Below are 13,962 nucleotides of genomic sequence, written 5' to 3' on the forward strand. Positions count from 1 at the left end.
CCTGCCTCGCAATCACGCTGGCACGCATCTACTGGCAGGAACCGATGTCGATCGTGACCTGGTTCCAGAGGAGAGTGTGCTTCCCCTCTGCGATCTCTGCGCCTCTGCGCGAATCCTGTTCTAACACCGCCCTTCGGGCAAATGACCGCAACCGGTCGTAAGCCGCCATGCGCACGAGGGCTGAATGCCCTTCCAGCCAACGAAAAAGCCCGCATCCGGCGGGGATGCGGGCTTTCTATCGCCGTGGACGGGCGAAAAGGCCTTAGCTGGCGACGCGCTCGGCAAGCACGGTCAGGCCGGCTTCATTGACTTCGGCAAATCCGCCCTCGACCTCGATCACCTCGGGCGCGGCGCCCGCGGTGGCATAAATGGTGAGCGGGCCGTTGCGCAGCGTCGCCATGAACGGCGCATGGCCTTCGAGCACCGAGAAATCACCCTCGCTGCCGGGAACGGTGACCATGTACACCTCGATCGACCGCTCGAGGCGGGCGGGGGTGACGAGTTCGAAATGGAGGGGCATCCTATTTTTCCTGAATGATGATCTGGAAACTTGCTGACGGTGCGCCGTCACCTGTGGTGGTATGGATTAAGCGAAGCTGTACCTGTCCGGTGGCCGAATACTTCATCTGGAAAGCTTCCACCGTCCCTTTGTCGCCCGGGCCGGAATTCGCCGGGTCAGCTTCAAAATTCAGTCCGAGCCCGGAAATGCCAGCACGCAACTGCCGGAGTGCCATGGCTGCTTCCGGGCCGGATGCCGTAACCTCACAAATCTTCCCAGAGATGCCCCCGACGGCCACATAGCCATCTTTGCGAGTCTGGCCCAACCGAGCGAAACCAGGGAAATCGACGTTACCGCCAGTCTCCGGCGTTGCTGCGAAACCCAAAGCGATCAGGTCCGGATTATTCTCCAGCACAGTCTCGCCATTGATCAGTTGGGGGCAGAATTCATAGGCAAGTTCGGTGGCGAAATTCGGTAGATCCCGCATGAGTTCTCGCAGCTGCGCGGTCGTCGGCGCTGGAGAGGCGACGGCAAACGGTAAAGCCAGAAGCCATGCGGCAAGACCCGTCACGCTGCGTCTTCGGCCAACTTCGCGGCCTTGGCGACCGCTTCGTCGATGCCGCCGACCATGTAGAAGGCCGCTTCGGGCAGGTGGTCATATTCGCCGTCGACCACCGCCTTGAACGACTTCACCGTTTCCTCGATCGGCACGAACTTGCCGGGGATGCCGGTGAAGACTTCGGCGACGTGGAACGGCTGGCTGAGGAAGCGCTGGATCTTGCGCGCGCGGGCGACGACCAGCTTGTCCTCTTCCGACAGCTCGTCCATGCCGAGGATCGCGATGATGTCCTGCAGCGACTTGTACTTCTGCAGCGTTTCCTGAACGCGGCGGGCGGTCTCGTAATGCTCCTGGCCGACCGTCGCGGCGGTCAGCACGCGGCTGGTCGAATCGAGCGGGTCGACCGCGGGATAGATGCCGAGTTCCGAAATCGCACGGCTCAGCGTCGTCGTTGCGTCCAAGTGCGCGAACGAGGTTGCTGGCGCCGGGTCGGTCAAGTCGTCCGCGGGGACGTAAATCGCCTGCACCGAGGTAATCGAACCCTTGGTGGTCGAGGTGATGCGTTCCTGCAGCGCGCCCATGTCGGTCGACAGCGTCGGCTGATAGCCCACCGCCGAGGGAATGCGGCCGAGCAGCGCCGACACTTCCGAACCCGCCTGCGTGAAGCGGAAGATATTATCGACGAAGAAGAGCACGTCCTGCCCTTCCTGGTCGCGGAAATATTCGGCCATGGTCAGGCCCGACAGCGCGACGCGCGCGCGGGCGCCCGGGGGCTCGTTCATCTGGCCGAACACCAGCGCCACCTTCGACCCGTCGGGGGTCGGGTTGCCGTCGGCGTCCTTGGCGATAACGCCGGCGTCGAGGAATTCGTGATACAGGTCGTTGCCTTCGCGGGTGCGTTCACCGACGCCCGCGAACACGCTGACGCCGCCATGGCCCTTGGCGATGTTGTTGATCAGCTCCTGGATGAGAACGGTCTTGCCGACGCCCGCGCCGCCGAACAGGCCGATCTTGCCGCCCTTGGCATAAGGCGCGATCAGGTCGATGACCTTGATGCCGGTGACGAGGATCGCGGCTTCGGTCGACTGGTCGACGAATTCGGGAGCCTTGGCGTGGATCGGCGCGGTCATGTCGCTGTTCACCGGGCCGCGTTCGTCGATCGGGTCGCCGATGACGTTGAGGATGCGGCCGAGCGTCTGCGGGCCGACGGGGACCGAAATCTGCGCGCCGGTGTCGCGCACCGGCTGGCCGCGGGTCAGGCCGTCGGTCGCGTCCATCGCGATGGTGCGGACGGTGTTCTCGCCGAGATGCTGCGCGACTTCGAGGACGAGGCGGTTGCCGTTGTTGTCGGTCTCGAGCGCGTTCAGGATCGCGGGAAGTTCGCCGGTGAACTGGACGTCGACGACGGCGCCGATGACCTGGGCAACGCGGCCCGTGGCGGTGCCGGTGGCAGCGGCCTTCGGAGCGGCGGCCTTCTTCGGCGCAGCGGCCTTCTTGGCGGGTGCCTTCTTCTCGGGGGCGGGAGCGGTTGCCATTGGTTTCTTCCTTGGGTTGATCGGTTAGAGCGCCTCGGCGCCCGCGATGATTTCGATGAGTTCGGTGGTGATCGCCGCCTGACGTGTGCGGTTGTAAACGATGGTCAGCTTGTTGATCAGGTCGCCCGCGTTGCGCGTCGCATTGTCCATCGCGGTCATCGACGCGCCCTGTTCGGACGCGGCGTTTTCCAGCAGACCCTTGAAGATCTGGATGGTGACGTTGCGCGGGAGCAGGTCGGCGAGGATCGCTTCCTCGTCGGGTTCGTACTCGACGGCGGCGCCGCTCGATGCCGGAACGTCGGCGGGCGGCGGAACCGGGATCATCTGCTGGCCGGTGGCGATCTGGAGCAAAGCCGAGCGGAATTTCGAATAGAAGAGGTGCGCAACATCGAACGCGCCCGCTTCGTAAAGCTCCATCACCTTCGCCGAGATGTCGCTCGCCTGTTCGAAACCGATGTCGCGGATGCCGGTCGTTTCATATTGCTCGATGATCTGGCCCGGAAAGAGGCGCGCGATCACCGGGCGGCCCTTGCGGCCGACGAGGTAGAAGAGGACCTTCTTGCCTTGCGATTGCAGTTCGAGCGCCTTGTCGCGCGCGGCCTTGACGATGTTCGAGTTGAAGGCGCCGGCGAGGCCGCGGTCGCTGTTGAGCACGACCAGCAGGTGCGTATCGCTCTTGCCGGTGCCCGAAAGCAGCTTCGGCGCCGAATCCGACGCGCCGACCTTCGACGCGAGGCTCGCGACGACGCCTTCGAGCCGCTCGGCATAGGGGCGCGCGGCTTCGGCCGCCGCCTGCGCCTTGCGGAGCTTGGCAGCTGCGACCATCTTCTTGGCCTTGGTGATCTTCTGGGTCGATTTGACCGAGACGATCCGCCCTTTGAGTTCCTTCAGACTGGCCATTTGTCCCGTCTACACTTTCTCATCTGTCATCCCGGCGCAGGCCGGGATCTCACCGTCGAGACCCCGGCCTGCGCCGGGGTGACGATTATGCGAAAATCTTGGCGAAGGCGTCGAGCGCGGCGACCAGCGCCTTTTTCGTGTCGTCGCCCAGATCCTTGCTGTCGCGGATCGCCTTCAGCACATCGGCATGGTCGCTGCGCAGATAGGCGAGCATCGCCGCTTCGTAGCGCGACACGTCGGTCGTCGCGACATTGTCGAGATAACCGTTGGTGCCGGCGAAGATCGACGCGGTCTGCTCTTCGAACGGCATCGGCTGGAACTGCGGCTGCTTGAGCAGCTGGGTCAGGCGCGCGCCGCGGTTGAGCAGCTTCTGCGTCGAGGCATCAAGGTCCGACCCGAACTGCGCGAAGGCTTCCATTTCGCGGTACTGCGCCAGTTCCAGTTTGATCGAGCCCGACACCTTCTTCATCGCCTTGGTCTGCGCGGCCGAGCCGACGCGGCTCACCGACAGGCCGACGTTGATCGCCGGGCGGATCCCCGCGTTGAACAGGTTGGTTTCGAGGAAGATCTGGCCGTCGGTGATCGAAATCACGTTGGTCGGGATATAGGCCGACACGTCGCCCGCCTGCGTTTCGATGATCGGCAGCGCGGTGAGCGAGCCCGAACCATTGTCGCTGTTCATCTTCGCGGCGCGCTCGAGCAGGCGGCTGTGCAGATAGAAAACGTCGCCCGGATAGGCTTCGCGGCCCGGCGGGCGGCGGAGCAGCAGCGACATCTGGCGGTAAGCGACGGCCTGCTTCGACAGATCGTCATAGACGATCACGGCGTGCATGCCGTTGTCGCGGAAGAATTCGCCCATCGTGCAGCCGGTGTACGGTGCGAGGAACTGCAGCGGCGCGGGTTCCGACGCGGTCGCGGCGACGACGATCGAATATTCCATCGCGCCATTTTCTTCGAGCTGGCGGACGATCTGTGCGACGGTCGAGCGCTTCTGGCCGACGGCGACATAGATGCAATAGAGCTTCTTGCTCTCGTCATCGCCCGCGTTGGCCTGCTTCTGGTTGATGAAGGTGTCGATCGCGACCGCGGTCTTGCCGGTCTGGCGGTCGCCGATGATCAGTTCGCGCTGGCCGCGGCCGACGGGGACGAGCGCGTCGAGCGCCTTCAGGCCGGTCTGGACGGGTTCGTGAACCGAGGTGCGCGGGATGATGCCCGGCGCCTTCACTTCGACGCGCATCCGCTTGTCGGCCTTGATCGGGCCCTTGCCGTCGATCGGATTGCCGAGGCCATCGACAACGCGGCCGAGCAGACCCTTGCCGACGGGGACGTCGACGATCGTGCCGGTGCGCTTGACCTGGTCGCCTTCCTTGATCTCGGCGTCGCTGCCGAAGATCACGATACCGACATTGTCGGCTTCGAGGTTGAGCGCCATGCCCTTCACGCCATTGGCGAATTCGACCATTTCACCGGCCTGGACATTGTCGAGGCCGTGGACGCGGGCGATGCCGTCGCCGACCGAGAGCACCGAACCGATTTCGGTGACCGTGGCGTCGGTTCCGAAATTGGCGATCTGGTCCTTGATGACCTTGCTGATTTCAGCGGCGCGGATTTCCATTATTCAGCCTTTCATCGCAGTCGCGAAGCTATTGAGACGGGTACGGATGCTGCCATCGATCAGCTGGCTGCCCAGCTGGACGACGAGGCCGCCGAGAATGGCGGGATCGACGGTCGCCGCGACGGTGACGTCGCGCCCGACACGGGATTTGAGGTTTGCGGTCAGCGCTTTGAGCTGGTCGGCGGTGAGCGGGTGCGCGCTGGTGACCTTGGCGGTCACTTCGCCGCGATGATCGGCGACGATCGTATCGAAGGCGTCGATCATCCTCGGCAGGTCGGCAAGGCGGCGGTTCTCGGCGAGTACGCCGAGGAATTTGGCGGTCAGCGAATCGAGCTTCATCGCTTTCGCGACGGCGTCGATGGCGTTCGCGGCATCGCTGCGGCCGACGACGGGGCTCGCGATCAGCGCCGACAGGTCGGCCGATTCGGCGAGGCCTGCGCGCAGGTCGGACAGGCTTTTCTGAACCGCGTCGATCGCGTTCGATTCGCGCGCCAGATCGAACAGCGCGCTGGCATAGCGGCCCGCGAGGCCCGCCGTGATGTTGCCCTGAATGCCGCCGGAATTCTCCACGCGTGAAAGTCCTTTGTTGCTATCCCGTGGGGGATGGGTCGCGCTTTTACGGGAGATTCGTCGAATGTCCCCCGCGCGAAGTCGCGGCGCGCCTAGCAACGATTTTGCTGCAATGCAAGGCGGGGGAGTGGTGAATCAAGGCCTGTCCCTAAAGCCGTTTGCCCTTAGCTTGTCGAAGGGCCGTTCTTTCTTCAAAGACCGTCAAGAAGAGAACCGTAATTCGACAAGCTCGGCACAGACCGAAGAGGAACGCAGCCATGGGCGAGATGATCCGGATGGTGATGGACGATGGCGCCGGAATCGCCGTCTATCACGCCGAGGCCGAAAGCGAACGCCGCGGCGGCTTGGTGCTGGTGCAGGAAATCTTCGGGGTCACCGACCATATCCGCGAGCTGTGCGACGAATATGCCGCCGACGGCTACGAGGTGCTGGCGCCTGCGCTCTTCGACCGCGAGCATCCGGGGTTCGAAAGCGACTATTCGGGGCCACAGTTCGAGCGCGCGGTTCAGCTGGCGCGCGAGCTCCACCCGTTCGAGCAGAGCCTGAAGGACGCGCAGACCTGCATCGACGCATTGAAAGGCAAAGGGCCGGTGTTCATCACCGGCTATTGCTATGGCGGCTCGGTTGCGTGGCGGATGGCGCAGATCAGCCCCGACCTTGCCGCCGCATCCGCCTATTACGGCAGCCTCGTGCCGACGATGTTCAAGGACGAGCCGCCGCGCTGCGCCGCGATCGCCCATTTCGGGCGCTACGACGGCGGTATCCCGTTGGAGGGGGTCGAGGCGCTGATCGCGAAGGACCATCCGACCGCGCAAATTTTCGTTTACGAGGCGGGACACGGCTTCAACAGCGACCGACGCAAGGATTATCACGAACCGAGCGCCGAGCTGGCGCGCGAGCGCACGCTGATGCTGTTCAAGGCGTGCGGCGGGTGAGCTTCGCCAAGCTGGGCCTGTATATCCTTGTTTTTGTCGTGGCGGCGACGGCGCTGCTTTACACCCAGCAGCGGCGGCTGATCTTTCCGGCGCCGAGCCAATATCCGGAGGTGCCGCCGTCGGGGTTCCGGCTGGTTCACACGCAGACCGATGACGGGCTGCGGCTTTCTGCCTTCTATCGCGCGGCGCAGCCGGGCCAGCGCACGATTCTCTTCTTTCACGGCAATGGCGACAATCTGCTCGGCGCGATCCAGGCGACGCGCGGGCTCGCGGCGAATGGCACCGGGCTGCTGCTCGCCGAATATCGCGGCTATGGCGGCAACCCCGGATCGCCCGGCGAGGCGGGGCTGTACCGCGACGGCGCGGCGGCGATGCGCTGGCTGGCGACCGAAGGGATCGCGGCGCGCGATGTCATTGTCGTCGGCAATTCGATCGGATCGGGTCCGGCGACCGAAATGGCACTGCGCCACGACGTTGCGGCACTGATGCTCGTATCGGGGTTCTCCAGCCTGCCCGATGTCGTGGGGGAGGCGATGTCCTTCGTGCCGCGCACGCTGGTGCGCGACCGCTTCGACAACGCCAGCAAGCTGCCACGGGTCAAGGTGCCGGTATTTCTGATGCACGGCGACGCCGACACGCTGGTGACGCCCGCGAACCTGGCGCGGCTACAGAAAGCGCGACCCGATGCGACGGTGGCCCTGGTCGCAGGGGCGGGGCATGAGCTGGCCTATAGCGCGGCGGCGCAGGCGATCCTGGTTGATTGGGTCAATGGGTTGGCGTCGGATATCGTGCGTTGAATCTAGAGGCGCTGCGCGGCGCGCCGGTAAGCGTCATCGCGTTCGCGTTTACCGATGGCAACGACAATCACCGTCACCGTCTCGTCCTCGACCTGATAAATCAGCCTGTATCCCATCGAGCGCAGCTTGATCTTGTAGCAATTCGGCATGCCCGACAGGCGAGCGGAGGGGACGTGCGGATTTGCGAGCCGTTGGGCCAGCTTCTTGCGAAACTGGATACGGATGCTTTCGTCCAGTCGGTCCCATTCCTTTTTGGCGTCTTTGAAGAAGTCGAGATTATAGGTCGTCAATGTTGACCCTTATCCGTTCTTGCCCCTGTCGCTCCCTGACGATCCGCGCCAATTCCATATCGTCGAGCGCTTCCATAATTTCCTCCCATGCCTCGGCGGGGACCAGATAGGCTTCGGGCGTATTACGATTGAGGACGGCAACCGGCGCACCGTCGGCGGCGCGAATGGCAGCGGACGGATTTTTTTTGAGTTCCGAAATGCTGATGCCGTAGTCGGCGAGAAGCGGCTTTCCCATGACCTTTTAATAGGTCTTTTAAATGGTCACGTCAAGGCGCGGTAACCGTTTTGGGCGCCGCGGTGCCGTTCGCCGCGGGCTGGCAGCGATACACCAGCCGCTCGTTCGGGCTGGCGGGTAAGATACTGCGGATCGCGTCCTGCTGCGCGGCGAGGCCCGCGAGCGCCTCGGGATCCGCGGTGCAGCCCTTCACCGTCACGCCGGCCCGCGTTTCGCGCGCCTTGGCCATCGCTTCGGCGTCGAGCAGATAGCGTTCGACGCGATAGTCTCGGCCGGTCGCGTCGATCGACGCGACGGTCACCGTCGCTTCCTCGTTCGGGACCAGAATGCGCTGCCAGCGATCGTCGGCGCCCATCGTATATTGGGTGCGGTCGTTGACGCAGCCCGAGGCGCCGATCGTCAACGGTACGTCGGTCGTCGCCGACACGGTGATGCGGCTGCGGTCGGGGCGGATGGTGCAGACCAAATCGCCCGCGGCGAGTTTCGGCGCCGCGGCCACCGGCGCGGCGGCCGTTTCGGCAGCGATTTCGGCGCGCGCGTCGGGGCGGGTGACGAACAGCACCGCCGCACCGACCATCAGCGCCGCACCCGCGCCGCCGGCGATCTTGGCATGGCGGATATTCTGCTGGCTGTAGAAAAGCAGCCCCGCCCCCGCCGCGAGTGCGCCGATCACGAACAGGACACCGGCGAGGGCGATGCGGTTCTCGCGCGCGGCGAGCGCTTCCTCCTCGGCGCGCGCCTGCTTCAGCTCGCGGTCGAACTTGGCCGCAGCCTCTTTCGCGGCGTTGGCTTCGGCGCTGGCCCGCGCTTCGGCCTCGATCGCGGCGCGGTCGCGCGCGTCGGCTTCGGCCAGCGACAGGCACGGGGTGCCGATGCTGCCGTAATTCTGGTCGGCGTCGGCCAGAAAACGGGTGAGTTCGCGCGCCGAGATCGCAAAGGCAAAGGGCGAATCGCCGTCGTCGGCGCGGGTAATCGCCGAGTTGATCCCGGCGATGCGCCCGCACCGGTCGACCAACGGCCCGCCCGAATTGCCGCGCGAAATCTTTGCAGTGTGGATCAGCATCGCGGTCCCGTCGACGCTCTGCATATTGGAAAAATTGCCCTCGCTGCGTGTCGGGGTGCGCGGGGTGATATAGTCATTGGCGCTACGTGCGGTCGCGAGGTCGACATTGCCGGGATAGCCGAGGGCGACGACGTCGCTGCCCGATTCGAGCGGACCGGTATAGACCGCGGCGGCGGGCAGGCGGGTGCCGCTGATCTCGATCAGCGCCAGATCGCGCGCGGTGTCGATCGCGATCAGCTTGGCCGCGTAACTTTTCTGCCCCTCCGACGGGACGACGCCCAGCGCGACATTGTTCGGATATTTCGCCGCCGATTCGACGACATGCGCGTTGGTGACGATACGCGTCGGCGACACCGCGATGCCGCTGCCATGCCCGAAGCCGACGACTTCGCCATCGACCATCGCGACGGTGACGACGCGCACGACGCTGCGCGACGCGGCGCTGATGTCGTCGGCGGCGCGCGCGGGAAGGGCGAGGGCGAAAAGGGCGAGCAGCAGCGCGAGAAAGCGGGTCATGGCGCGGACACTAGCCGCGCCAACTTTGAACGCAAGCATCGGGACGCACCGGTGGGCGCGGCGTGCCAGAACAGCGGCGACCGAAGAAGAAGGAATGATCCGATGACCTACAAGATCGAGGGGCTTGCTCCCGACCGTTTCGCTCCCTTGTTCACGATGGACGATGCGGGGCTGGCCGCGATCAATGCGCGCCGTGTCACCGCAACCGCCGACATGGGTTTTCCCTGCCGGATCAGCCTGCACGATGCACGCGCCGGTGAGGAGCTGATCCTGCTCCACCATGTCAGCCATGATGTCGCCACGCCCTATCGCAGCGCTTATGCCATCTATGTGCGGCAGGGCGTCGATGCGGCAAACTATCGTGACGAACTGCCGCCGGTATTCGCGGGCCGACCCATCGCGCTGCGTGCGTTCGACGCTTCGGGCATGCTGCAAGGCGCACGGCTCGCAGGTCCGGGCGAGGCCGATGCGGCGATCCGCGACCTGTTCGCCGACGATGCCATCGCCTATATCGATGCGCACAATGCCGCGCACGGCTGTTTCGCAGCGCGGATCGAAAGGGATGAGCCGTGAGCCGCCACCTCCAGATGACCGACGATGAATGCTGGCAGGCGGTGCGGGCGCGCGACAAGGCATTCGACGGGCGGTTCGTCACCGGCGTGCGCACCACCGGCATCTATTGCCGACCGAGCTGCGCCGCGCGACATCCCCTGCGCGAGAATGTGCGCTTTTTTGCCGACGGTGCGGCGGCGCGCAGGGCGGGGCTGCGTCCGTGCAAGCGCTGCCTGCCCGACGATGTCGCGCGCGACGAAAGCGCGGTGATCAAGGCGATTGCGGCGATCAAGGCGAGCGAGGAACCGCTCGCGCTCGCCGATCTCGCCGCGCGCACCGGCTATTCCCCGACGCATTTCCAGCGCGTCTTCACCCGCCACACCGGCCTGTCGCCCGCGGCCTATGCCCGCGCGCTGCGCGACGAACGGGCGCGACAGGCGTTGAGTGACGGCGCGCGCGTGACCGACGCGATTTACGACGCGGGCTTTTCGGGGCCGTCGCGTTTCTATGACAATATGGAGGGACGTATGGGGATGACCCCGTCAGCATGGGTGAACGGTGGCAAGGGTGCCGAAATCCACTGGGCGGTCGTACCGACCAGCCTGGGCGACATGCTCGTCGCGGCAACCGACAAGGGCGTGTGCCGCCTGAGCTTCGCCGAGGGACGCGAGGCGCTCGAGGAACGCTTCCCCGCCGCGACGCTGGTCGAGGGCGGCGAAGATTTCGCCGCGCTTCTCTCGCAGGTCATTGCGGCGGTCGAGGCGCCGACGCATGGGTTCGACCATATCCCGATCGACGTGAAAGGGACGGCATTCCAGGAGGCGGTGTGGCGCGAACTGCGCAAGATTCCGGCGGGCGAAACGCGCAGCTATGCCGACATCGCCGCCGCGGTCGGCAAACCCAAGGCGGTACGCGCCGCGGGCAGCGCGAACGGCGCGAACAATGTCGCCGTGCTCATTCCCTGTCACCGCGTCGTGCGCAGCGACGGGTCACTGGGGGGTTACGCCTATGGCCTGCCGATCAAGGACGAACTGCTCCGCCGCGAAGGCGCGCCGGGGCAGGCACGGCTCGATGAATTTTGAGGCGGCGGCGATGACGAGCAGGGAAGCGGCGATTGCCGTCTGGCGCGCGCTGGGCAGCGGCGACGCCGACCGGATCAGGGCGGTACTAACCGACGATGCCGAATGGCGGGCACCGAACGATAATGCCACCGCGGTGGCACTGGGCGTGACGCACCATATGATCGGCGCGGAGGCGATCGTCCGGTTCATTCTCGACGATTATCCGCGACTGTTCCCGAACGGGATGCACATCGAACCGATCTCGGTCACCGCCGAGGACAACCGCGTCATATTCGAGCAACGGCAAAGCGCCACTCTGGCCAACGGGCGCGCCTATGCGCTCGATTATGTATTCATTTTCGAGATGGCCGGATCGCGCGTTCGCCGCATTCGTGAATATATGGACGCGCGAAGCGGCTATAATCAGATTTTTGGCACGGCGACGCCCGGCCGGATCGTCTAGCGGACAATCAAGGGAGTATGAGGATGAGCGATAAGATTGGCGATTTTGCGGCCCTGCATGTTCCCGGCGACCCGCTGATCCTGGTCAATATCTGGGATGCGGGCAGCGCCAAGGCGGTCGCCGCGGCGGGCGCCAAGGCGATCGCAACGGGCAGCTTCGGGGTCGCGGGCGCGCAGGGACGCGCCGATGGCGAGGATTTCCCGCTGGAGGATGTATTCGAAAATCTGGCGCGCATCCTGGCGGTGACCGATCTGCCGGTCACGATCGACATGGAGTCGGGCTATGGCGCCGATCCGGCCGCGGTCGGCGCCTCGGTCGCGCGCGCCAAGGATGCGGGGGCGGCGGGGATCAATATGGAGGACCGGCTGCCCGGCCAGACCGCGCTGCTGGCGATCCCCGACGCAGTCGCACGCTATCGCGCCGCCGCCGACACGGGCATCTTCGTCAACGCGCGCTGCGACACCTTCCGCGGCGCCGATGTCGCGCAGGACGGCGATGCGCTGGTCGCCGCGACACTCGAACGCGCGCGCGCCTATGCCGATGCGGGAGCCGGGTCGCTGTTCGTCCCCTTCCTGCTCGACCCGAAATGCATCGGCGCAATCTGCGACGCCTCGCCGCTGCCGGTGAACATCCTGCGCGGCAAGGGTGGCCCGACGCACCAGGAACTCGCTGCGCTGGGCGTCGCGCGGATCAGTCACGGGCACCAGCCATGGGCCGCCGCAATGGCGTGGCTGACCGGTCAGGCGGCGCAGGTGCTGGGCGGCGTCGAACCCGATTATTGACGGGAGTCAGTCGTCGTCCGTCGCTGCGGTGGTGGAGCTGGCTTTGCCCCTGGCTCCGGCCCGCCGGTCGCGCATCGCTTCGAGCTGTTTGAGCATGGCTTCGCCCTGACCATTGTCGTGCGGATCGAAAGCCACCGTTTTGGCCAGGCGGATGGCCGGATCGAATTCGCCTTGGTTGGCCAATGCAAAGGCATAGGCGACACGTATCTGGACATTCTCGGGGGTCAGGACGAACGCGCGCTCCAGCGCCTTGATCGCCATCTCAGACGGTCGTTTCCCTTCGTCCAGAAAACTCTCGAAATAGGCGTAGAGCGGCACGGCGTCGTTTGGATCGGTGCGGTTGGCGAGCTGAATCGGCCGCCGCGCGTCCCGCCACGCCGCCGGATCGGTCTCGCCGCGATCGCGCAGCTCGTAGAGTTTCAACCGGCCGAGCAGCACATTGGCGCGAACATGGTCCGGTTTGGCGGCGAGCGCCTTGTCGAGCGCCGCACGAACTGCTGACAGGTCGCGTGCGTCGTTTTCGATGGCCCATTCGGCGGCGGCCAGCTCGAACTGGATTTCGGGATTTGCCGGCTGCTTCGCGGCCAGAGCGCGGAGCGCGTCCCGCGCTTTCACCATGCGCTCGGCATTGCCGGCGGCGTTGATGCGCTCGAGCCGGGCCATGATCGCTGCATCCTCGTCGGCCGCCAGCGGTGTGATCCGGATATCGCCCGCCGCGCGAACCGGGTCGCGCGTCGTCCGATACGACAGTCGCGATTCGACATAACGGTTCAGATCCTTGTCGAGCATGTCGAGCTCGCCAAACGCCTCGATTGCCGCCTTTCGGGGATCCCCGCCAGCGTTGATCGCATTGATATAGGTGCCGATCTGGTTGGTCCGTGCCGGGCTGTGGAACAGCATATGCGTCAGCAGCCAGGATCGTCCGTAATAGGTATCGGTCTGTCCCAGATTGCGCATCGCGCTCGGCGGTTCGAACAGGACGCGCTCGGCGGGCATCTTGGGCAGCATCAGCAGGCCATAGGCCCGGCGATAGACTGGTTGGCCGATGAGCCCGCGACCATCCTTGTCGAAATCGACCGTCGAATAATATTCGGCAAACCCCTCGATGAACCAGCCGGGAAAGGCCGCGCGCAGGTGCCGCTTCATGAAATGATGGCTATACTCGTGAAACAGCATCTGCTGCGCCGCGGAGGTTCCACGCGCTTGGGCGTCCTTTTGGCGATGCGACATGGCAAAGGCGCCGTCGCTGTCGACGCGGTACCAGCCGACGATCGGGCTGCTGCGCGAACCCGTGGCAAGGCCTGCAACATCGTTGCCCGACGGAAGCAGATAGATGGGAAGGCGGCTTTCCTCGCCTTCGTCCGCGACATTGAACACCAGACGCAGTGTATTGTCGAAGCGCTGGAGATTGGCGGCAAACTCGTGAAGCTGCTTCTCGTTACTCTCGCTATAAATGATAAAGCTTTCGGTATCGGCGCGCAGCCATTTGGCATGCGCCGGCGCGGCGACCACCGCCCACATCGCCAGGAACGATATCAATCCGATTCTGCGCATGCCGCTGCTCCCCCGACTGGCATTTCGTGGCGTTGT

General features: G+C 65.0%; 16 protein-coding genes. 6 read left to right on the top strand and 10 right to left on the bottom strand.

What is annotated here, in order from left to right:
- Positions 1 to 262 precede the first annotated feature (262 nt).
- The 6 genes from IR187_RS14145 to IR187_RS14170 form a co-directional block, all read right to left on the bottom strand.
- Positions 263 to 520: an ATP synthase F1 subunit epsilon gene (locus IR187_RS14145; RefSeq protein WP_194955227.1), complete on the bottom strand. Its 258-nt coding sequence runs from the start codon at positions 518 to 520 to the stop codon at positions 263 to 265.
- Between the two features lies 1 nt (position 521).
- Positions 522 to 1,070, bottom strand: coding sequence for a hypothetical protein (locus IR187_RS14150; RefSeq protein WP_194955228.1), 549 nt, complete (start codon positions 1,068 to 1,070; stop codon positions 522 to 524).
- Positions 1,067 to 2,593, bottom strand: coding sequence for a F0F1 ATP synthase subunit beta (atpD, locus tag IR187_RS14155; protein WP_194955229.1), 1,527 nt, complete (start codon positions 2,591 to 2,593; stop codon positions 1,067 to 1,069). Before atpD ends, IR187_RS14150 begins: the two co-directional genes overlap by 4 nt.
- Positions 2,594 to 2,617: 24 nt before the next feature.
- Positions 2,618 to 3,493: a F0F1 ATP synthase subunit gamma gene (locus tag IR187_RS14160; RefSeq protein WP_194955230.1), complete on the bottom strand. Its 876-nt coding sequence runs from the start codon at positions 3,491 to 3,493 to the stop codon at positions 2,618 to 2,620.
- Positions 3,494 to 3,578: 85 nt separating this feature from the next.
- Positions 3,579 to 5,108: a F0F1 ATP synthase subunit alpha gene (gene atpA, locus IR187_RS14165; protein ID WP_194955231.1), complete on the bottom strand. Its 1,530-nt coding sequence runs from the start codon at positions 5,106 to 5,108 to the stop codon at positions 3,579 to 3,581.
- Positions 5,109 to 5,111: 3 nt separating this feature from the next.
- Complete coding sequence (locus IR187_RS14170) at positions 5,112 to 5,678, bottom strand: F0F1 ATP synthase subunit delta (RefSeq protein ID WP_194955232.1); 567 nt, start codon at positions 5,676 to 5,678, stop codon at positions 5,112 to 5,114.
- 257 nt (positions 5,679 to 5,935) lie between these two features.
- Between IR187_RS14170 and IR187_RS14175 the strand changes: the two genes are divergently transcribed.
- Positions 5,936 to 6,613, top strand: a complete 678-nt coding sequence (locus IR187_RS14175) for a dienelactone hydrolase family protein (RefSeq protein WP_194955233.1) — start codon at positions 5,936 to 5,938, stop codon at positions 6,611 to 6,613.
- Positions 6,610 to 7,410 (top strand): alpha/beta hydrolase, encoded by an 801-nt coding sequence (locus tag IR187_RS14180; protein ID WP_194955234.1) that lies wholly within the window; start codon positions 6,610 to 6,612, stop codon positions 7,408 to 7,410. The genes IR187_RS14175 and IR187_RS14180 overlap by 4 nt, the downstream gene beginning before the upstream one ends.
- 2 nt (positions 7,411 to 7,412) lie before the next feature.
- On the opposite strand, the gene IR187_RS14185 is transcribed toward IR187_RS14180, so the two are convergent.
- The 3 genes from IR187_RS14185 to IR187_RS14195 are packed head-to-tail and all read right to left on the bottom strand — an operon-like array spanning position 7,413 to position 9,514.
- Positions 7,413 to 7,700 (bottom strand): type II toxin-antitoxin system RelE family toxin, encoded by a 288-nt coding sequence (locus IR187_RS14185; protein ID WP_194955235.1) that lies wholly within the window; start codon positions 7,698 to 7,700, stop codon positions 7,413 to 7,415.
- Entirely contained in the window at positions 7,687 to 7,935 is a 249-nt protein-coding gene (locus IR187_RS14190) for a type II toxin-antitoxin system Phd/YefM family antitoxin (RefSeq protein WP_194955236.1), read from the bottom strand. The genes IR187_RS14185 and IR187_RS14190 overlap by 14 nt, the downstream gene beginning before the upstream one ends.
- A gap of 31 nt (positions 7,936 to 7,966) precedes the next feature.
- Positions 7,967 to 9,514, bottom strand: a complete 1,548-nt coding sequence (locus tag IR187_RS14195) for a S1C family serine protease (RefSeq protein WP_194955237.1) — start codon at positions 9,512 to 9,514, stop codon at positions 7,967 to 7,969.
- Positions 9,515 to 9,616: 102 nt separating this feature from the next.
- On the opposite strand from IR187_RS14195, the gene IR187_RS14200 reads away from it, so the two are divergent.
- Genes IR187_RS14200 through IR187_RS14215 form a run of 4 tightly spaced genes read left to right on the top strand, consistent with a single transcriptional unit; the run spans position 9,617 to position 12,372 of the window.
- On the top strand, positions 9,617 to 10,087 hold the full coding sequence (locus tag IR187_RS14200; protein WP_194955238.1) for a DUF1203 domain-containing protein: 471 nt from the start codon (positions 9,617 to 9,619) through the stop codon (positions 10,085 to 10,087).
- A gap of 14 nt (positions 10,088 to 10,101) precedes the next feature.
- The gene (gene ada, locus IR187_RS14205) at positions 10,102 to 11,148 is read left to right on the top strand and encodes a bifunctional DNA-binding transcriptional regulator/O6-methylguanine-DNA methyltransferase Ada (protein ID WP_194955278.1); all 1,047 of its coding nucleotides are present in this window, start codon (positions 10,102 to 10,104) and stop codon (positions 11,146 to 11,148) included.
- A gap of 10 nt (positions 11,149 to 11,158) precedes the next feature.
- Positions 11,159 to 11,590: a nuclear transport factor 2 family protein gene (locus IR187_RS14210; RefSeq protein WP_228765960.1), complete on the top strand. Its 432-nt coding sequence runs from the start codon at positions 11,159 to 11,161 to the stop codon at positions 11,588 to 11,590.
- A gap of 23 nt (positions 11,591 to 11,613) precedes the next feature.
- The gene (locus tag IR187_RS14215; RefSeq protein WP_228765961.1) at positions 11,614 to 12,372 is read left to right on the top strand and encodes an isocitrate lyase/PEP mutase family protein; all 759 of its coding nucleotides are present in this window, start codon (positions 11,614 to 11,616) and stop codon (positions 12,370 to 12,372) included.
- Between the two features lie 6 nt (positions 12,373 to 12,378).
- Here IR187_RS14215 and IR187_RS14220 read toward each other — a convergent pair whose 3' ends face one another.
- Positions 12,379 to 13,926, bottom strand: coding sequence for a tetratricopeptide repeat protein (locus IR187_RS14220; RefSeq protein ID WP_194955241.1), 1,548 nt, complete (start codon positions 13,924 to 13,926; stop codon positions 12,379 to 12,381).
- Positions 13,927 to 13,962 lie beyond the last annotated feature (36 nt).

The sequence above is a fragment of the Sphingopyxis solisilvae genome (genome assembly GCF_015475875.1).
GTDB lineage: Bacteria > Pseudomonadota > Alphaproteobacteria > Sphingomonadales > Sphingomonadaceae > Sphingopyxis > Sphingopyxis solisilvae.